Genomic DNA, 19,850 nt, shown 5'->3' on the forward strand with positions numbered 1-19,850 from the left:
CAACATGTCTATTCGTATTTTTTTATCAACAACCGTCTTGCTTCTGACGACCATCCAACTGAGTATAGCACAGCTGATCACAACAGCGGCGATACCGAAAGTAGATTACGTTGTGCCTTCTCAATATGATCTCGCGATTCCTCAAACGGATATACTGAGCGGTTACCTAGGTAATCGTTACCAGCTCAACCTGGAAAAGAGGCTCCTCCAAGTCGATGAAGAGGGCTTATTGGAAGGTTTTCACAGCCGACCAGGAAAGCAACGCTGGATCGGTGAACATATTGGCAAATACCTCGAAGCAGCGGCCAATACCTGGCTTGTCACCAAAGATAGCCGGCTGAAACAACAGATGGACCGGATGTTTCATCGCTTGCTTGAAACACAAGGTGAAGATGGCTATCTCGGCACCTACCTACCCGAAAACCGCTGGACGTCATGGGATGTTTGGGTGCACAAATACGACCTCTTCGGGTTGCTTGCTTACTATGGTGCTGTAGGTGATCCAAAAGCACTAAAAGCCGCAACACAAATCGGAGATTTGCTCTACAACACCTTCGGCGATACCCCCGGCAAAAAAAATATCCTCAAATCTGGATCACACGTGGGTATGGCAGCCACCTCTGTCATTGATCCCATGTTGGATTTATACCGATGGACCGGAGACAAAAAATACCTTGATTTTTGCCGCTATATCATCCGTGCTTACGACTTCGAAGGTGGCCCAGCCATCGTCACCTCCATTTTAAAACATAAACGCGTGGACAAAGTCGCCAATGCCAAAGCCTACGAGATGCTTTCCAATATCGTGGGATTGGTAAAAATGTATCGTTTAACCGGCGATAAAGATCTTTTGAATGTAATCAATTACACTTTCGATGATATCAGTGCCAACCGTTTGTTTGTAACCGGTACGTCAAGCGACCACGAACGTTTTCAGGATGATCATTATTTACTGGCAGATACTTCAGCACACATGGGTGAAGGCTGCGTCACCACAACCTGGTTACAGTTCAATACACAACTATTCTCCATTACAGGCGATTTAAAATATTACAATGAAATCGAGAAGACAATTTACAACCATCTACTGGGTGCCGAAAACCCGCAAACAGGTTGTGTGAGCTATTATACGCCACTGATTGGCGAAAAACCTTACCGCTGTAATATCACCTGTTGTCTGAGCAGTGTCCCTCGGGGGATCGCACTTATTCCTTACCTGAATTTTGGTCAATTAAACCATATTCCAACCATATTGCTCTACGAGCCGGCACAGATCAAGGAAAAGATTAAAACTTCATCACAACAAACAATTCCGTTGGAGTTGACCCTGACGACTGAGTTTCCGAGAAAAGGCACCGCAACTTTGCAGGTAAACCTCCCACAATCAGCACAGTTCCCACTACAATTACGGGTTCCGGAATGGGCGACAAACTATACCGCAACAGTAAATGGAAAAACCTACAAATCTGAACCCAACCAACTCCTAAAAATAGTGCGTCAGTGGAAGGACAACGATAAAATCAGCATATCTTTTGATATTCGAACAGAAATCGTCAACGGTGGAAAGACCTATCCCGGAAGCTTTACCTTAAAAAGAGGACCACAGATCTTTGCCCTAGATCAGTCGTTAAACCCACAAGTAGATTTCGAAACCGCCAAATTGGTTTACCCCGAAAAGGCGGCGATCAAGCTCACCGAAGCACAGGATAAATTGCCTAAAAATTGGGTGGGTACTTTGGCTTATTCAACCGACATCAGTACGGGTGACAATAAGAAACAATCTATTCTCCTGGTACCCTATGCGGACGCAAGTCAAACCGGTGGTTTTTCTAAGGTATGGATACCAACAACAGGACGATAATAAGCGATAACTTAATAAATTAACGGATCAAATATCACCCTATGTTTATTGTAAGCAGCTATGCACAGGCCATATTTTTCTGCATCATCACAATGCTTTGCTGGGGTTCCTGGGCAAACACTCAAAAATTAGCGAACAAAAACTGGCGCTACGAACTTTTCTATTGGGATTACATACTAGGTATTTTTCTGCTTTCGCTGATCTTTGCCTTTACATTGGGTAGCCATGGCGAGCTCGGCAGGCCTTTTGTCGCGGATTTGAAACAGGCGGAATCCCAGCATATTTTCAATGCCCTATTGGGGGGAATTATTTTTAATGCCGCCAATATCCTTCTTTCTTCGGCCATCGCGCTAGCGGGGATGGCTGTGGCATTCCCCGTCGGTATCGGGACTGCATTGATTTTAGGTGTACTGATCAACTATATTGCTGCAACCAAAGGAAACCCTACTCTCCTATTCATAGGGGTCATCTGTATCGCTATTGCCATTATCATCAATGCCATTGCATACAAAAAAGTAACAAAAACACAGAACAACCGCTCTTCCAAAGGGCTATTATTAAGCCTCCTGGCTGGGCTTCTGATGTCGCTTTTTTATCGCTTTATTGCTTCTGCCATGGACCTTGATAATTTTGAGGCACCTGCAAGCGGAAAGATGACCCCATATACCGCCGTATTTATCTTTTCGGCGGGTATTTTATTGAGCAATTTTATTTTTAACACTTTGCTGATGAAAAAACCATTAAATGGCCCACCTTTGAGCTATAAAGAATATTTCAACGGAAATTTTAGCGTACATACTGTCGGTCTCCTAGGGGGTATCATCTGGGGGATTGGCAACTCGCTCAACCTTATTGCGGCCGGTAAAGCCGGACCAGCCATTTCCTATGGACTGGGGCAGGGTGCGACATTGGTCGCTGCACTCTGGGGTGTATTTATCTGGCGGGAATTTAAAGGTGCCTCCAGGCAGGTCGTTATATTGCTGACGCTCATGTTTATCTTATTTATTATCGGACTTCTGCTTCTTATTGAAGCGGGTAAATAATCTCTTTAGAATCGCTTATCATGCAACAGATCAACAAATTTTTCCTCTCAATACTATTCTTGCTTTGTGTCTTCAGTAGCAGAGGCCAGTCCGAAAAACTAGCTATTGAAATTAAGACTGCCTATGCTGACTGGCTTGCGAAACCAGGAGATCAAGTCATTTTTGATATCAGTATCCAAGCTAACGGGCAACCCTTCAAAGGTGATAGTGTTTCCTATGAGATTGGGCCCGAAATGGTAAATCCCTTTGTCAAAGAACAGATTCGAGATTTTTCAGGACATTTTAAAAGTGACGCTTTTACCTTAAAAAAGCCGGGATTTTTACGCTGTACAGTCGTCGTAACCCAAAATGGAAAGCAGACAAAAAAACTCTGCACCATCGGTTTCTCACCCGAAAAGATTGTGGCAACACAGCATACACCTAATGACTTTGATTCTTTTTGGGATAAGGCTATTTCGGAACTCAAATCTGTTCCCATGCTGGCAACGAAGACCTTATTGCCAGACAAAAGCACAGTGGAAGTTGATGTCTTCCGAGTATCTTTCAACAACATCGGAAACAGTAAAATCTATGGAATACTTAGTGTCCCTTCCGATCCGGGCAAATATCCCGCCGTCTTACGTGTACCTGGAGCTGGGGTCCGTCCCTATGGTCCGGAGATTGAACTGGCCTCCAAAGGGATGATTGTGTTGAGCATCGGAATACATGGCATTCCGGTGGATTTGGATTCCGTCGTTTACAAAGATCTCGCTGCCGGGGCCCTGCGTGCATATTATAACAATAACCTCCAGGATAAAGATCAATTTTACTATAAACGGGTTTATTTAGGTTGTATACGGGCCAATGACTATCTATCCTCCCTGCCAGAATGGGATGGAAAAAACCTGATCGTCATGGGGGGAAGCCAAGGCGGTGCCCTAAGCATCGTAACCACCGCATTGGATAAACGTGTTACAGCGGTAGCTGCACTTTATCCTGCACTATCAGATGTCACAGGTTATCTGCATCATCGTGCGGGTGGATGGCCCCATTATTTTGCCCCCAACAACTACAGCGTTTTGAAGAAGATCAATGGTCTTGAAAATACACTCTCCTATTATGATGTGGTCAACTTCGCTAAACGTATTCGTGTACCGGGCTTCTATTCCTGGGGATTCAATGATGTCGTATGTCCGCCAACTTCCATGTATGCCAGCTACAATGGGATCAGTGCACCAAAAGCATTACGTATCTATAAGGAAACCGGACATTGGACGCATCCCGATCAAAAAAATGAATGGTTCGACTGGATAAGAAAGCAAACCGAAAAAATGAAATAATAACAAAAAACGGAATCTAGTATCATTAGATTCCGTTTTTCCTTAAAGTACCCCCCAGCAGATATCGATAGTTCTTTTCTATCTTTTTCTAAGTATCAATACATTGGTTTCAATCCCATTTGTCCTTTAACACATCCGTTTTTACCGCTAGAAATATACTCATCTTGCGCAATTTTTAAGCTTCTCCGGCAAGATCTATTGCTCTTGACGGCCAAGTGCAATCCCAACTGTCCTGATAAGGAATTCGTTTATTTCACAAACAGTTAGCACGCTATCGCTATTGTGGCCCAATATGCTCAATGGGAATATGCTGCTGTGTCGCTTGGCTTTGTAAGGTTTTCTTTAAATCTTTTAAATTCATCCTCTGGTAATCTTGCACGAGACTAGGCAGATATTTCGCCGCATTACTTTGATCCCAGGCCAACCATTTTCTTTTTCCTTTTAAAGTTCGTTTGCAATTATAAAAGCGGTTATCCTGAAAAACATTTCCACTTGGTCTCCCGCCACGATCGAATTGTAATGCCAGTTCTGGATAGGCACTGCGATAGGGATCCATTAGATAACGTACACCGACCAGGCGATCATAAAACAGATTGCCCGATCCATATACATTGAGCTTCTTCAACCAGTTTTCCAAACGATTGTCTACACGAACGGCCCACCTTCCCGCAGCAACAAATAAGTTATTGACATACCTGTTATCTGATCCGCCCCCGATAAATGCGGATCGCTCGCCCGCATTCACAAAAATATTCCCAACGACTGTTGTTCCACTGGAAGCATCGTCGTGGTATATCCCTGAAGTTCTTAGTTTTTTCGGGATGTTTACCAGCAAATTATACTGGATAAGATTATTTCGCTCCGAAGGATCCCGTCCAATATAAATCGCGCCCTGATCGTCAACTTCCTGTGCCACACGATGGATGTAATTGTATTCAATGGTATGTTCATTACCGTGGATAAGAATGGCCATACTTGGCAGATCGGCGATCTCACAATTTTTGACCACATTCCCTACCCCATAGAGTGCAATTGCTGGGCGGTAGGATTTTTCCAAGCGATTCAAATCCGAGAAAACACAATGTTCAATGCGATTGTTACCTTTGCTGAGTTCCAAACGATTTCCTCCTGATAAGGAAACACCACCGGCGCCCAAGCGATAAAAATGACACCGACGGATCACATTGGACTCTCCACCCTGATGATCAAATGTGGGATGACTATAGATATGTTGATGAAGGTCTCCGATACTGTTATCTTGTGGTTCACCTGAACCTTCATGTTGCATCTGCTCAAAGGGCTTGATTCCAAATCCGACGGCAATACCCAAACTGCCTAAATTACGGAATGTACAGTCTTCGATGAGCACCTGTTTCGTATCGCGCATATAAACCCCCATTCCCCTGGATTCTTCAAATTGAATACCTTTGATTTTTACAAATTCAGTTCCGATCAGACTAAAAAAAGGTTCTTCCAACACCGAATAGCTCAATTTTGTAATTGGCTTATCCTGCGCGAATGAGAGTGTCCCTAGCTTTCTATCTACATAAAACTCACCCACAGTATCCAGTTCAACCAATAGGTTGACACCATACCATTGTCTATATTTTTTCTTGTAATCAAAGCCATATAAGGTCGGTTCAAGCGTTGTAATGGTCCGTTTCTCCCGGTCAATACTCTTCACACGAACCATATCATCAGCATATCCCCATTTGAAATAACCAGCAACCCAAGGATCATCCTCTTGTGCCCACCGATCAATGCGCGAGTCCTTATACCGAAAAACTCCGCCCCGATGACTCAGATCTTTATTTCGTGGAATAGAACCCGCATCGATAACCTTACCCATGGCAACCATCCCTTGATTGGGCCAACGCGCAAGATGGAAGGCTGTGCCATTGACAAACAACTCGCCTGCGGCATTGCCACTTGCACGGGAGAAACCAACGTTACGCAATTTACCAAGATCCCTTACTCCATGTTGTAGCAGATTTATCTCGTAATAACTGATACCGTCACTTTCCCGTAGCTTATTCAAAGCTGTAGGAGCCAAATCCACTGAACCTTTAAAAGTGACGGATTCTTTACCATAGGCCTGAATCAGGGTGTTATTATCCTTGCTGTCCAGTGAAATTCCATGTACAAAAGCGTACGTTCCTTCCCGTACCTGTATAATTGCCATCCCCTCATGATCCGTAGTTCTCCGCTCCCGAAGCAACTCGATTGCACGCTCCAGGCTTGCTACCGGACGATCCATACTGCCTGTGGATTTATCATCACCGTTCATGGAAACAAACACTTCCAGTTGTGCATAGGCAGCCACGGTAATCAAACTCAGCAAACAATAGACAAATGCGATACGGATGAATCTCAAATAATTATGATGTTGTGTCATAACAGGTCATTTAGTTACCGGGCAAAAGGATCATTGCGATCCATAAGCGACTATATGGTTTTGATAAAGTCAATCATCAACCGCACATACTCATTAAATCGTGTAAAAGGTAATGTTTCATAGCGATCATAAATATCGTGATAGGCAGCGATGCCCCCTAGCGTATAGATAAAAAATGACGGAACTCCCTTCGCATAAAAAGGATAGTGGTCACTTCGGTTCATCGGGCCACGTACTTTGACTTCAGGTAGATATTTTTTCTCCTTATTAATGGCTACCAATTGTTCAAATTGGTCTTTAAAGATCGTACCATTGACGACCTGAATTCCATCGTCCCCTGTTCCGGCCATATCAAAATTGAGTAAAAACTTAATTTTCCGCAGATCGATGAGCGGATTATCCGCAAAAAAAGTGGAACCGAGCAAACCGCTTTCTTCGCCTGAAAAAGCCAAGAATACGGTATTATATTTTGGTGGATACTGCCGATAGTGGGTCGTCAGATATAAAAGTAGGGCCGTACCACTGGCATTATCATTTGCACCTGTAAATACCACTCGTTTACCGATGGCACCAACATGATCATAATGTGCTGTGATCACAATCAGAGAATCAGATTCGCTCGTGCCCTTTATCATCCCACAGACATTATTGGTCAGGTAATTTTCCTGAAAAACCGCATGTACCTTGAGCTGTATAACCTTTCCCTCCAGTGGAATAACACTATTATTTTTCACATAGACAATTGGTCGATTAAGTTGGTTTATCGCTCCGCGCCAAAGCAATTTTTGATCGGTCTGCACCAAAATTCCTTTATAGTACCCCCCGGAAGCAAGGCGCAGCAAGGTCATTCGAAACTGATCGGCCTTCATCGTTGCTAAGGCGGCACGCTCATCTACGACCAGAAATTTATCCTTGAATAGCGGGTTATGAATCAACTGATCCAAAGCGACAGGATCTGTAGGAACCGTAATTTCGGTCAGCATAAATTTACCGTTGACGGAAGGACTTGCGGCCTCAATCAGTGCCTGCTCGCCCAGCTTGAGTTTTCGGCCATCCACCACTATTTTTACGTCTTTGGGAAAAACATTTGCGGGCATGGAAAAAGGTTGATAATAGTTAGTACCCAAAGGTAAAAGTCCATTTTTTTGATATTCAGCAGCAATAAAAGCTGCTGCCTTTCGGTCACCGTCAAATACATAGCCCCTTCCAGCATAAGCCTTGGAGGCTAAAACCTTTACCACGGACCGCGCATAATCAACCTGCGCACACAGCGGGAAGATGCCACTGAGCAAAAGAATAAACAAATAAAAAATCTTAGTTTTCATGAGAATTAACAATCGGTAATAAAATAAAGGATGCATATTTACCCTGACAATAAATCCGTTGTTCCTGCTTTTTGAAGTCGGCATCCGACGCCTCATAAATATTCATAAACTGCTGTGGATTTCGATCCACCAACGGAAACCAGGAGCTCTGCACCTGCACCATAATCTTGTGCCCTTTTTTGAACACATGTGCTGCATCCTGCATATCAAAGCGAATTTCGTGAATCCGGTTGGGTTTCATCGGCTCCGGATGGGAAAAACTTTTTCTATACTTGGCCCGCATCACCTCGGCGCGAATCAGACATTGACAATCGGAGAGCTTATCGCCTTTTGCATGGGGGTACACATCAATCAATTTAACGACGAAATCAGCATCCGTACCGCTACTACTGACAAACAAATTTGCCTGTATATTACCCATTAATTTAAGGTCCTCAGTCAAAACATCGGTTTCGAAAACCAGTACATCCGGTCGCTGCCCAGCAAAATATTGATCTTCATACATATACTTATACCCTCTTAAAACCGTTTTCTCCCTTGTGTAGGGAACGGGCTTATTGGGATCCGAATAATAGGATACATATGACGAGGGTGCCTTGGCAGCTTGCTGAAAACTCAATTTCATCTCCGTTGTAAAAAATAACGGTTGTACCTTGGTACTGACAGTAGGCCAAGTCTCGTGTGTGGACCATTTATTCTCACCGGTCACAAATATGGTAGCTGCAGCCAGCGTATCTCTTCCTTTTGCTTTAAGGTGGTTGACAAAAAAGGGTAGTTCGACTTCCTTACGATAATAAACAGCCGTATTCTGGCCAAAGTCCAGGCTATCCAAATTTCGACCCGTACCCTTGGTCCAGGAGCCGTGATACCAGGGGCCCATCACCAGTTTGACACGATCAGGTGCTATCTTCCGCAAAGCCGCATATGTTTTCAGCGGACCGTATAAATCCTCTTGATCAAACCAACCTCCGACCACAAGTACCTGTGGTTTTACTTCACGGATATGGGACAAATAAGCCCGGTCTTGCCAATAGTCGTTGTAATCGGCATTGATCATCATGTCGTTCCACAGTATGCTCTCCCCCTTCAAAAAACGCGTATTCAGATTTTTGAGCGCTCCAGCTTTGAGAAAAAACGAATAGGCATTGTCTGTTCCATAACCCGAAAAACCTGCTGGTCCTCTGATTCCGATGGAATCTCGTTTCTTTCCGAAAGAGGAAAGGAAGGAAAAACTCCCCATCAACATAAAAGCACCATTGTGATGCCGATCATCTCCAAGAAACCAATCGGTCACGGGCGCTTGCGGAGAGACGGCCGCCAACGCGGGATGGGAATCAATCAATGACATGGAAGCATACATTCCTGGGGAAGAAATGCCCCAAATACCCACTTTCCCATTGGACTTCAACTGTCTGACGAGCCAGTCAATGCTATCGTACGTATCCGTGGATTCATTGGTCTGTGCTGGACTACCTTTGACGGTATAGGGCCTATTGGCAACAAAATCACCTTCAGATTTATACTTACCCCGCACATCTTGGTATACAAAGATGAATTTTTCTTTTGCAAACTCCATACTGGGACCAATTGGGATACGAAAGGACTGCTCACCATAGGGCGCGATGCTATACGGCGTACGTGTCATCAAAATCGGATAGCTTATCGAGGTATCCTTTGGCATATAAATGGCCGTATAGAGCTTGACCCCATCCCGCATTGGGATGTAGACCTCCTTTTTGGTATAATGTGCATAGACATATACGGAATCTTGCGCTGTATTCTGCGCGGAGACTCTTGTCATTGACAATAAAAAAATCAGTACCCAATAGCATCGCATATTATTTCTTTTTAGCGGATTATAGAATCAGCTCAGGGTTTTATTTTTTTGGAATCCACCGCAACGAGCTCCTTTTTACCTTTTGCCCCCAACTGCTTCACCTGTGACAGTGAGTAACCATTTACATCATCAAAGACCAGCATCGGTCGATACTCCTTGTCTTTTAATCTTAACACGACCCGGTCAAAATGTATATTTTCCGCATGCCGCACATAGAATCCCCATGCTGGAAGTTCTTTAAATTGCGAAAACTCCGGATAAGCTGCCTCCATCTCCGGAATGCTGTCCAGTTCAGCTTTACTTGTCCCCCGATAGGCATAATTTGGATTTGATCCCCCAGGATAAGTGATTTCTATATTACGGAATATCACATTGCGAATGGGTGCATCTTTTAGCCCGACAATACTTGATGGGGAGGTATTTCTCGGATTATCCTCAATAGGCCCCTCATAAGAGTAACCGCTATCCGGTTTATCTTTTGCGACTTCCACCTTTACATTCTGAATCAGAATATTATTGATAGACCCTATTCTTCCCTTATTCCAACGAGCGCCAATACGCAGATAAAAGGGATTTCCGGTATTAAATGCAGATAAGCTGTCGACAACAATATCTTCCACAAGTCCTCCATCGGGTGTGGCAATTGTCAATGCCGAACGAAAGGTGTCATATACCTTATTATTAATGATCTTGATATTCTTATAGCCCCCAGCAGATACAGTTCCAAATTTGATTCCATTAGCACTAGAACGTGCCGTACAGTTTCGGATTTCTACGTCTTCACAGATCTTGGCAGCATCGTGGGATTTTAGGCAGATGGCATCATCCGATGCATCGATAAATGAATTCAACAACTTAAAATTTCGGCAGTCTACAATATCGATACCGTCATTATTCCAAAAGGCCTTGCTATCAACTGTAATGCTGTCAACAACCGTATTGACACATTGATCATAAACCTGCACCCAATCAGCTGAATTTCGGATCGTAATACCATGAATACGCACATTTTCACAAGACCGCATATAAATTGCTTTTGGTCTTCTATTCCGTGGACGATCATAATCCAGCGGATCTTTCAGCACACCACTCTGAATCTGTGCCAACAGATTATAGGCGACCTCCCGACCTTGCCCATCGATGACACCCTTGCCTTTTATCGTCACATTATTCGCCCCATTGGCATAGATCAATGCACAATTGGGCACATCAATATTATAATCGTAAATATTGGTTGAGCCCACCAAAATAGCTCCTTCTTCCAATTGGATATGTACATTTTCTTTCATCACAAGTGTACCTGTAAGATAGCGTCCCACATAAAACCGTAAGGTTCCACCACCTTGCTCGTGAATAAAATCGATCGCCCGTTGAATGGACGTTGTATTGAGTGTTGTTCCATTCGATTTGATGCCAAACAGAGAGGCATTATATTCTTTGGCATTTAAGGTCACCATCCCCCCACATAGGAAGATCATGACCATGATGATATTGATTTTCATATTCTTTCCCATTTTAGATAGATTTTCCATTAGCCAGGCGACTGTTTTCTTTCGTCAGCCCCTGGTTTCCTTCGCTTTCGACCAACGCGCTCTCGATGGCCCTAAAAAAGATATTGGACAGGATTACTTTATTGGAATTTCTAACGTATACGCCAATACCACCCGGACAATTAATATCCAGACCCTGGAATGTCACATCTTCACATCGATCGACAAACTGCGCTGCCCCCGGCAGATTCAGTTCCATGATACCTTTTACCTGAATCTGTTTGGAGTCCTGCAAATAAATCAGACTGATATCTTCAGGTTGATCTGATAATGAGATGTATCCTTTTTGACGTAATGCTGTTAAGTGGGTTTGCAGCAATTGTTGCTGCCCGTCAATAACGCCTTTTCCTTTGATCTGAATATTGGATTGGCCAACAGCAGTGATCAGCGCTCTTTTTCCATTCAGGCTACTGTAGTCGAAAACATTGCTGCTCCCCAACAATACAGCCCCTTCATGTAATTCAATGGAAACGTTGGATTTTAAGCTAAAAGAGCCAGTTAGGTAACGCCCTACATAAAAATGTAATGTTCCGCCGCCTTTTTTGGCGATATAGTCTATGGCATATTGAATGGAGCCCGTGTTATTGGTTATTCCATCGGACTTACATCCAAAAAGAGATGCATTGTAATCCTGGGCGAATAACCTAAAACAGCTCGCCCATAAAAAAATTAAAAATAGATACTTTTTCATGATGCGCGATCTAATTGGTTTTGATTTCTTTTGACTGATGTAAATGGAAACTATCCTTCAATACTTGTCCATTTAGATAGGATTTAAAATCCCAGACTCCCCCCTCCAGGTCATCGGCGACAATGGTGGGACGATAATCCGTACTCTTTATGCGAAAGGAAACGTTTTTCAGATTGATCTGTTTTGCATGGCGTATATATAGTCCCCAGGCCGGCAGTTCCTTGAATTGCGAAAACTCAGGATAGGCATTTGCCATCTCTGGGATCCCATCCAAGGATTTCGCATCCGTACCACGATAAGCGTAAAGGGCATTTCCACCTCCGGGATAGACCATTTCAATATTTTCAAGGGTAACGTTTTCAATCTTATGATCAGGCAGCCCTATAATGCTTGCCGGCGAAATGTTCCGTGGCATATCTTCGACAGGACCTTCATAGCTATAGCCCAGGTCAGGTTTATTTGCTGGAACCTCAGCATATACATTCCGGATGGTGATATTCTTCATAAAAGGCTTCTTGCCTTTGCTCCAGCGGTCACCGATACGCAGGAAAATAACATTTCCAGTATTGATGCTGCGTACGCCATCCACCAGAATGTTTTCAACAAAACCGCCATCCACCGCAGCAAAGGTAATGGCGGATCGATAGGTATCGTACACCACCAGATTTTTGACAACAAAATTTCGAAAGCCCCCACGGGACACTGTCCCAAATTTTAAAGCACTGGCACTTGAGCGGGCGGTGCAGTTTTCGACAAGTACATTTTCACAGACGGCATTCGCATCATGAGATTTAAAACAGATGGCGTCATCTGCCGCATCAAAAAAGCAGTTCCGGATCACCACATTCTTACAGTCCACCACATCGATACCATCATTGTTCCAATACGATTTACTATCTACGTAAATGCCTTCGACATGAAGATCTTCACATTGATCATAAGTCTGGTTCCAGCTTCCTGGATCCCGTAGCGTAATATCCTTTATCACAACATGCTTACACTCGCGGAAGTAAATATTTTCCGGGCGGTTCCACTCGCGCAGGCGATCGAGTTTCAGTTCATCCTGTACAATTCCTTTATGCACGTTCTGAAGCGCATTCATAGCCGTTTGAAATCCACGACCATTGATCGTCCCCTTCCCTACGATGCCAATATTGTGTTGCCGGATGGCATAGATCATCGATTGCCAGTTGACCACTGTATCTTTATGATAATCGAAGGGATTGTTTGACCCCAGTAGGTTTGCGCCCTGCTCGAGATGCAAAGTCACATTGGATTTTAAATAAAACGATCCGGTAACATAATTGCCGGGGGTAAAGCGCAATGTTCCCCCGCCTTTGTCCGTAATGTAGTCAATGGCAGCCTGAATAGAACGTGTATTAAGCGCCTGGCCGTCGCCATTGATACCAAAATCCATGGCTTTATAATCCTGGGCAACCGCCAATCGAAACGTCAGCGCCTGGATGATAATCAAAAAAATAGGTAATATCTTCATAAGTTAGCTTGTATATAAAGTAACTGGACCGATCAAGCCCATCGATTGCATTTCTTGTTCTCTCCCCTTGCGGTTGACCCAATACTGGGCATTTTCATTGTCCTTGAGTGTTTTCATATAATTCCCCATGGTTGTGGTAATGCGGATTTCGATTTGATTATCGCCCTGCTTGAGGCTCCCTATGAGATTATAGATCCGTCTTCCATACCATTTTACCCCAAGTGATTTTCCATTGACAAAAACTTCAGAGACACCCGCTACACGACCTAAATTCAACAGAACATTGTCCCCCGCTGACCAGGAAAACGAACGCCGATAAATGGCCGTTCCCGAAAACCACATCAAACGCTCATCGTCTTTAAAATCAACTAGACGAGATAGGAGAATTTGTTTTGAACCGCCCTCCTGTTTATGCAGCAGCTCAACATTCCACTGGGTAGTCAAATCCAGGGTATTGTTTCCCGTAGTGGACAGCGGTTGCCAAGTATCGCCCCCACGGTGCTGATCAAATACAAAAAGATAGGCATCTGTTGGGCCGAGATCTAACAACAAACTATTCTCCTTGTCTAGTTCTACGCGAAAGCGTTTACCACTATCTAAATCCCATAACCAACAATTCTGCTTTCGAATTTCAGGTGCCGTAAACGAAATATTTATAGTGGTACTGTTCAGTCGATGCGCATTTTGGATAAAATAACATTCACTTCCATCATCGCGCATATAACGCATCTGCATGACATAACGGTCTGGCTGATCCATCCTTAAATAATGCGGAAGCTGATACTTCCGCATGAGGAGACGGTACCAGTCCATAAAATTATTGTCCTGCGGCTTTTTGACCGCTGTAAAACGATCGGGATAAGATTGTAATCGTTTTAATAGTTGGCGTACTTCTTCATCCTTTTTTATGTAATCTTGTAGGCCTAAACTCTGCTGCGGGAGCGTTTCTATCGCGATAACACGTCCTCCAGCTATTACAAATTCCACCAACCGCGACATCGCAGCGGGTGACATACGTTTGATCCCCGGTAGAAACAGCACGCTGTATCGTCTTTTACCATAACAAAGTTTTCCTTTTTCTACTGTGCAGTCCTGTAAAATGATTTCGGTGATATAGTCCGCATTCCCCCCATTTTTACTGATGGCTTCCCAAAGCAATGAGGTATAAGGAACATTCAGTTTCTCAGGGAAAGGATCGGTCTGTACACCGTTTTCCGTCCACAGGTCATAGTTTGCTGGTAGAATCGCCATGTCGGCATAATAATCTCCCTGCTGAAGCTGCGAAGAAAGACGGGCTTTATAATCATTTAAATATTTAAAATACGGCCACCAGTTGTTGCGTTCGTTGTAAAAGGAGCCATATTGAATCCAGCCTGGAAAAGGCGCTTCCAGTGGCGAATAATTGAATCCATGCCAGACGGAATGTGTAATACCCGACAAAGCACTCTGATCGGAGCCCAACTTGAGTAGCTCCAGTTGTGTATTAAAAACAAGGTAGGTATTGGTCATTTCCTCACAGCTGACAAGCCGCTTTCCTTTGAGATGTGCTGCCGAAGAAACATACTTATCGATCATGGTATAGCCACGCCCCCGACGGTAATCCTCGTCAGACATCTCCTCCCCCAGCTTGTGCCGCAAGTAGTTTGTCGTCCATGATTCTCCTTCTGGAATATCATACTCCAGGCTGCTCTCCAGTGGAAAAAATCCCCGCCCATAGGCTTGCGCCCTTGACTTAACCCCAAGTGAACGACACCAATTGACATAGGTATCGGTAAAACGTTCTTTTAATAAGCATGCTTTGGTAAATTCATAATCAAAACGTACACGGCTCAAGAGCTCGCTGAGCTCTTTGCTTTTCTTGGCACCATAGTTTTCATCCACAACAGCACCCAACCTTCCTACTTTGAATAAGATAAAGGGTAAATAAGGCATCAGATCATATCCTCGCCGGCGCTCAAATTCGACAGCAAAATCATCACACCAATTACATCCCTCCAGCTCCATACTGTCAGTAAACAGCGCCCGCACATAATCTTTTAGTGGGCCGATCTGCTCCTGCATACGGGTAGACATCCGATCCAAATAACGGGTTACAGTCTGCTTATCCATATGATTTAGGATGGATCCAGCTGCTCCTGGTGCGCCATTGATAACTGACGCAAATGCTTTAAATTTCACCAGTACATACAGCACGTAATTACCTGGGGGAACATCAATCTCAATTTTATCCGCACTGATCCTGTCCGTATAATCGATCACTTCGGTCATCGATTCCATGGGATCTTTGACCAGTTTGACCGACAGGATCTCTGGGTTTCGCAACGGATTCTTATCCGTGACCGCGGGATCGATCATATTGAAAATATGGTAGGGTCTGACCGCATAACGTGTGGGCCCTTCAATGGATTCACAATGAACCAGTACAACTTGGGCGGTCTCTTCTTCTTTCAGGTCTTCGGAACCAAAAGGCCAACCGGATCCGACAATAAGGTCGGCAGTCAGTCCGATTTTCTTGCTCTCCGTAGCTGCATACTGCACCATATCAATCCATTCTGGACTCAGCCATTTCAGCGAGGGAATCCCTAGATCATCTGTTCGCTTGGGAAAAGAAATCGGATTGATCTCCACCCCACCTATCCCCGCCTCTTTGAGTAACATCAGTTCACGACGCAGTTCATTCTTGTTGACCTTATTTCCATTCCACCACCAGCGTACAAAAGGCCTATTACCCGTTGAGGGAGCCTGAAACAAATTAAAATAAGGGTCTGTATCCGCATGGCTATTGCTACCGAAGGCCTTTAAATTCTTGGCAAGAAAAAAGGAGGCTCCAAGTAGACTGCTCTGCTGTAAAAATAGTCTTCGCTTCATAATATAGAATTTAGGTGATGAGATGCCTCGATAAGTATCTCTTCATCCAAAGGTTTTGCTGCCATTGCCGTTCATTGTCCCTTTCGCGGTTTCCAGACGAAATAAGATAAGGCGGCGGACCGAATTCGGTCGTTATGGTCAAGCAGGATTTGCTTTTATTCAGGTTTATCCATTGTTGCCAAAGGGTCAGGTGGACAGCAACAATATCGCGGTACATCTTCTTTCTGACATCGGGGACCTGCGGTCCCTGTGTATAACCGACCCGTGCATGTATATGTCTCACCTGCGGCAAGATGCGGGCTAGTTCCTCCTGCCGATCTTCCAGCAAACTTTCCGAAACACAAAACCAATGGGAAATATCCAAGGTAAGCTTCAGATCCGGATAGCTTTCCAACATTGGTATCACGGTATGCAAGCCATAACTCCACTTATTACGGTGGGTTTCCTGAAAGATTTCGATTCCATACTGCTTTTCGATTCTTTCACATAGGCGCAAACCTTGTAGGACATCGACAGGAGAAAAGTATTCTCGTCCCATCTGTACCGAAATAAATTCAGGTGCAGCATATGCTTTCGCCAACTTCCCATAATAGGCAAGTTGTTCCTCCAATAGTTTAAAATAAGCCGCCGTTGTGTCAAAGCCTTGCAGCACACAAGTGACGATGCTATATTTTAATTTATACTTACTTAGCAACTGCAGCACCGATATTGGGTCTATGTTTTCTCCGAAAGGAAACCACTCCACCCCAGAATAACCCGCTGCCCGAACACGTTCGAGGAAATCTGCCCAAGGAATATGTTCACTTCCCCATCTTGGATAAAAGAAATCCAGTTTTACCATGCTGTATGGTAGATTAGCGGATTTTGTTCATCATTGTTCAATAAGTCACCCACCTGTAATGTCCCCCGATAATCATCCGGTAGGATGTTTGCCTGTCCATTGTAGACATTCCCATCAGGCATATATGCACAGGTCATAGCCCGTCTAAATCCATTGGTCATATTAGGGCCAGCACCATGGATTGTCAATCCATTGTGAAAGGTACAACTGCCCGCTTTAAGCGGTGTTGCCACAGGATTTACCTTTGCCATTTGCGGGTAATGTTCAAAAATTGTCCCCATATTTTTTCCGATACCCAGATTTTCAAATCCCGTATGTTTATACGACTGGGGAACGAAATACATACATCCATTTTCTAGGGTAGAATCGTCCAGAGCAATCCATATCGAGAGCGCTTTACGGTCGAAAAAGGACCAAAAAGGTGTATCGAGGTGCCAAGCTGTAGGATTCGCAAAGGGGCGCTTAAAGAGCGCTTGATCGTGCCAGATGCGGATACCATCAACGCCAGCAAGTTTCGCCGCCATCTCACCGATACGCTTATCCACCATCAGTTCCTTTACCTGATCGCTCGTCTGCCAGAGATTCAATAACTGGTCAAATACTTTTCCGAAATAGTCGGCATCTTTATTAATACCATCATCTTCCCCTACTTTTGCCTCCTTTCCGGGCATCTTCTTTCCGGCACGCTGCTCCACCGCATCGAAAACAATTCTTTGCCATGTTGCTAACTCTTCCGCGTCCAGAAAATCTGCTATAACGATGTAACCATTCTCTTGGTAAAATGCAATCTGTTCTTCGGTCAATTGGTTCTTCATATCATTAAATTTTAGGTTTTATGGAGTTATATTCAGCTACTTCAAATTACGCAAGATCGAACGAAATTGTATCCTGAACTATCCTGCAAATAATCAGCACAGCTTGCATGCCCCAAATGATAAGATCATGCAAGTGTCTGATTATGTAAGCATCATTGTCCCATTTTGATTTGGTTAGTTTTGCACCATTTTATTGTTGTACAACATTTCATCCAATGGAATCTGTAAGGTCATTTTATTAACAGGATAGCTAGATTTATCCACGTGCGTAGGTGATGCGGCACGGTTGATAGCGATATTCCAGCGTTTGTTGTTATAAAATTCGCGTCCTCCTTCGCCCCAGAGTTCTAACCTTGTTTGAAACTGTACCATCTCCAAGGCCGAAAGACCTTGCATGGAAGTATAGTTATCGCAGGTCAATGGCGTTGTCCCAGATTTTGTGCGTGCAGCCAACAAAGTATTGAGTGTTTGTTTCGCACCCTGATCATCCTTATTCTGCGCTTGGGCCTCCGCTTTCATCAGCAGGATTTCCGAACTGCGCATATAGTAACAACTCACACGGCCGACATTCTTTTTGTCATCACTGCCCAGACCGTGGGTAGCAGCAAATTTGAGATTCGTATACAAAGGTATTGTCCTTTTATCGCCATTTGTTGGATAAGTATAATCCCCCCAATCTGAAGCCATAAAACAATTTACACGGTAGTCACGATTATCTATTTGGGCATATAAACGGTTGTCTATACGTTGGAACCCTTGACCAATCCCACCATTGCCTTCAGCAAAACAGTTCATCCACCAATTATGCACTGTTACTGCCTCGCCCAGAGCAAAACCAAAAAGTACTTCGGGATTGATGCTGATGTTGAGAAAACCATTTTGCTCCGGCCTCATTTCAGGAGTGGCCTGTGTTCCCTTATTGGTCGCACCGTACATGGCTTGGCTCATCAAGGTTGGGTACTTGCTCAGAATTTCATTGCTGGCACTGATGGTAGTATTCCAATCGCCTGTCCATAACGACACCTTAGCCAACATAAAATTGGCTACACCAAGATCAAAGTCAGAGGGATCTGCTGTAAAACCAATTCCTGCTTCTTTAAATAGTCGAATAGCCTCGTTGATGTCATTTTTAATGAAAGCATACGTTTCGTCCGCTGTGGATCGGGCCTTGCTTTCCTGAACTGGAGAATAAGTATCATAGAGTGGCATGCCCAATTTGCTCTTCCCCCCCTGTAGGTAGGCATTCTGATAGTTTTCCATCAGATAGTTGTACGCATAGGCACGTAAGATCAACCCGCGGCCTTTGTATTCCTGCAGTTTTTTATTGGTGCCAACCGTTGTTGGATTAAGATAATTCAGCATTTTATTGGCTGTATTAACCATATTCCAAGCATAGTTCCAGTAAGGTGTGTTTTTGTCGGAAGCATCAGAAATAAAATCCAGCAGATTGTATTCATCCGAACCGAAAATATTTAATAATCTATTTCCAAGAACAATATCATTCCCTTCCAGATTACGCATCACATCAAATCCCTGGTTGCTGCCATAACGTGATTCGGAGGACAGTGCCCCAAAATTGATCAATTTAGGCATATTGTTGGCCATACCACCAAGCACCGCCTGGATCTTCTTTTCGTCACCACTTTCGAGCAGCTTCCGAATCTGTTCATCCGTAATACTATTTGGCGGAGCAATATCCAGATCCTTGCTACAAGAAAACAATAATGTCACTGCCAATGCACATAAAAATATCTTTTTCATCTGTATAATTTTTTATTCAGTTATGATGAAGCTATCAGATTTATTCATC

General features: G+C 43.9%; 13 protein-coding genes. 3 read left to right on the plus strand and 10 right to left on the minus strand.

What is annotated here, in order from left to right:
- The first annotated feature begins 4 nt into the window (after nt 1-4).
- From ABFX33_RS21400 to ABFX33_RS21410, 3 genes are read left to right on the plus strand one after another with little or no spacing between them, the layout of a single operon-like run.
- The gene (locus ABFX33_RS21400) at nt 5-1,861 is read left to right on the plus strand and encodes a beta-L-arabinofuranosidase domain-containing protein (RefSeq protein WP_346088135.1); all 1,857 of its coding nucleotides are present in this window, start codon (nt 5-7) and stop codon (nt 1,859-1,861) included.
- 41 nt (nt 1,862-1,902) lie between these two features.
- Complete coding sequence (locus tag ABFX33_RS21405; RefSeq protein WP_346088136.1) at nt 1,903-2,904, plus strand: GRP family sugar transporter; 1,002 nt, start codon at nt 1,903-1,905, stop codon at nt 2,902-2,904.
- 20 nt (nt 2,905-2,924) lie between these two features.
- Nucleotides 2,925-4,223: an acetylxylan esterase gene (locus tag ABFX33_RS21410; RefSeq protein WP_346088138.1), complete on the plus strand. Its 1,299-nt coding sequence runs from the start codon at nt 2,925-2,927 to the stop codon at nt 4,221-4,223.
- A gap of 277 nt (nt 4,224-4,500) precedes the next feature.
- Here ABFX33_RS21410 and ABFX33_RS21415 read toward each other — a convergent pair whose 3' ends face one another.
- The 10 genes from ABFX33_RS21415 to ABFX33_RS21460 form a co-directional block, all read right to left on the minus strand.
- Entirely contained in the window at nt 4,501-6,618 is a 2,118-nt protein-coding gene (locus ABFX33_RS21415) for a right-handed parallel beta-helix repeat-containing protein (RefSeq protein ID WP_346088139.1), read from the minus strand.
- 50 nt (nt 6,619-6,668) lie between these two features.
- Complete coding sequence (locus ABFX33_RS21420) at nt 6,669-7,943, minus strand: M28 family metallopeptidase (protein ID WP_346088140.1); 1,275 nt, start codon at nt 7,941-7,943, stop codon at nt 6,669-6,671.
- Nucleotides 7,933-9,744: a CocE/NonD family hydrolase gene (locus tag ABFX33_RS21425; RefSeq protein ID WP_346088142.1), complete on the minus strand. Its 1,812-nt coding sequence runs from the start codon at nt 9,742-9,744 to the stop codon at nt 7,933-7,935. The genes ABFX33_RS21420 and ABFX33_RS21425 overlap by 11 nt, the downstream gene beginning before the upstream one ends.
- Nucleotides 9,745-9,812: 68 nt before the next feature.
- A complete protein-coding gene (locus ABFX33_RS21430; protein ID WP_346088143.1) occupies nt 9,813-11,282 on the minus strand; it encodes a glycoside hydrolase family 28 protein in 1,470 nt (489 codons plus the stop codon).
- A 13-nt stretch (nt 11,283-11,295) separates the two neighbouring features.
- Nucleotides 11,296-12,021 (minus strand): glycosyl hydrolase family 28 protein, encoded by a 726-nt coding sequence (locus tag ABFX33_RS21435; RefSeq protein WP_346088144.1) that lies wholly within the window; start codon nt 12,019-12,021, stop codon nt 11,296-11,298.
- Nucleotides 12,022-12,031: 10 nt separating this feature from the next.
- Nucleotides 12,032-13,516 carry a glycoside hydrolase family 28 protein gene (locus ABFX33_RS21440; RefSeq protein WP_346088146.1) on the minus strand — a complete coding sequence of 495 codons (1,485 nt, stop codon included), beginning with the start codon at nt 13,514-13,516 and terminating at the stop codon, nt 12,032-12,034.
- 3 nt (nt 13,517-13,519) lie between these two features.
- The gene (locus tag ABFX33_RS21445; RefSeq protein ID WP_346088147.1) at nt 13,520-16,384 is read right to left on the minus strand and encodes a glycosyl hydrolase; all 2,865 of its coding nucleotides are present in this window, start codon (nt 16,382-16,384) and stop codon (nt 13,520-13,522) included.
- A 10-nt stretch (nt 16,385-16,394) separates the two neighbouring features.
- Nucleotides 16,395-17,225, minus strand: coding sequence for a sugar phosphate isomerase/epimerase family protein (locus ABFX33_RS21450; RefSeq protein ID WP_346088149.1), 831 nt, complete (start codon nt 17,223-17,225; stop codon nt 16,395-16,397).
- Entirely contained in the window at nt 17,219-18,040 is an 822-nt protein-coding gene (locus ABFX33_RS21455; protein WP_346088151.1) for a phytanoyl-CoA dioxygenase family protein, read from the minus strand. Before ABFX33_RS21455 ends, ABFX33_RS21450 begins: the two co-directional genes overlap by 7 nt.
- 174 nt (nt 18,041-18,214) lie before the next feature.
- Entirely contained in the window at nt 18,215-19,801 is a 1,587-nt protein-coding gene (locus ABFX33_RS21460; protein WP_346088153.1) for a RagB/SusD family nutrient uptake outer membrane protein, read from the minus strand.
- Nucleotides 19,802-19,850: the final 49 nt, after the last annotated feature.

Source organism: Sphingobacterium ginsenosidimutans (assembly GCF_039536865.1).
Lineage (GTDB): Bacteria > Bacteroidota > Bacteroidia > Sphingobacteriales > Sphingobacteriaceae > Sphingobacterium > Sphingobacterium detergens.

Excerpts from the sequence above, each read along its gene's own strand:
- ABFX33_RS21400 (WP_346088135.1), top strand. The coding sequence starts at position 5 with ATGTCTATTCGTATTTTTTTATCAACAACCGTCTTGCTTCTGACGACC.
- ABFX33_RS21405 (WP_346088136.1), top strand. The coding sequence starts at position 1,903 with ATGTTTATTGTAAGCAGCTATGCACAGGCCATATTTTTCTGCATCATC.
- ABFX33_RS21410 (WP_346088138.1), top strand. The coding sequence starts at position 2,925 with ATGCAACAGATCAACAAATTTTTCCTCTCAATACTATTCTTGCTTTGT.
- ABFX33_RS21415 (WP_346088139.1), bottom strand. The coding sequence starts at position 6,618 with ATGACACAACATCATAATTATTTGAGATTCATCCGTATCGCATTTGTC.
- ABFX33_RS21420 (WP_346088140.1), bottom strand. The coding sequence starts at position 7,943 with ATGAAAACTAAGATTTTTTATTTGTTTATTCTTTTGCTCAGTGGCATC.
- ABFX33_RS21425 (WP_346088142.1), bottom strand. The coding sequence starts at position 9,744 with ATGACAAGAGTCTCCGCGCAGAATACAGCGCAAGATTCCGTATATGTC.
- ABFX33_RS21430 (WP_346088143.1), bottom strand. The coding sequence starts at position 11,282 with ATGAAAATCAATATCATCATGGTCATGATCTTCCTATGTGGGGGGATG.
- ABFX33_RS21435 (WP_346088144.1), bottom strand. The coding sequence starts at position 12,021 with ATGAAAAAGTATCTATTTTTAATTTTTTTATGGGCGAGCTGTTTTAGG.
- ABFX33_RS21440 (WP_346088146.1), bottom strand. The coding sequence starts at position 13,516 with ATGAAGATATTACCTATTTTTTTGATTATCATCCAGGCGCTGACGTTT.
- ABFX33_RS21445 (WP_346088147.1), bottom strand. The coding sequence starts at position 16,384 with ATGAAGCGAAGACTATTTTTACAGCAGAGCAGTCTACTTGGAGCCTCC.
- ABFX33_RS21450 (WP_346088149.1), bottom strand. The coding sequence starts at position 17,225 with ATGGTAAAACTGGATTTCTTTTATCCAAGATGGGGAAGTGAACATATT.
- ABFX33_RS21455 (WP_346088151.1), bottom strand. The coding sequence starts at position 18,040 with ATGAAGAACCAATTGACCGAAGAACAGATTGCATTTTACCAAGAGAAT.
- ABFX33_RS21460 (WP_346088153.1), bottom strand. The coding sequence starts at position 19,801 with ATGAAAAAGATATTTTTATGTGCATTGGCAGTGACATTATTGTTTTCT.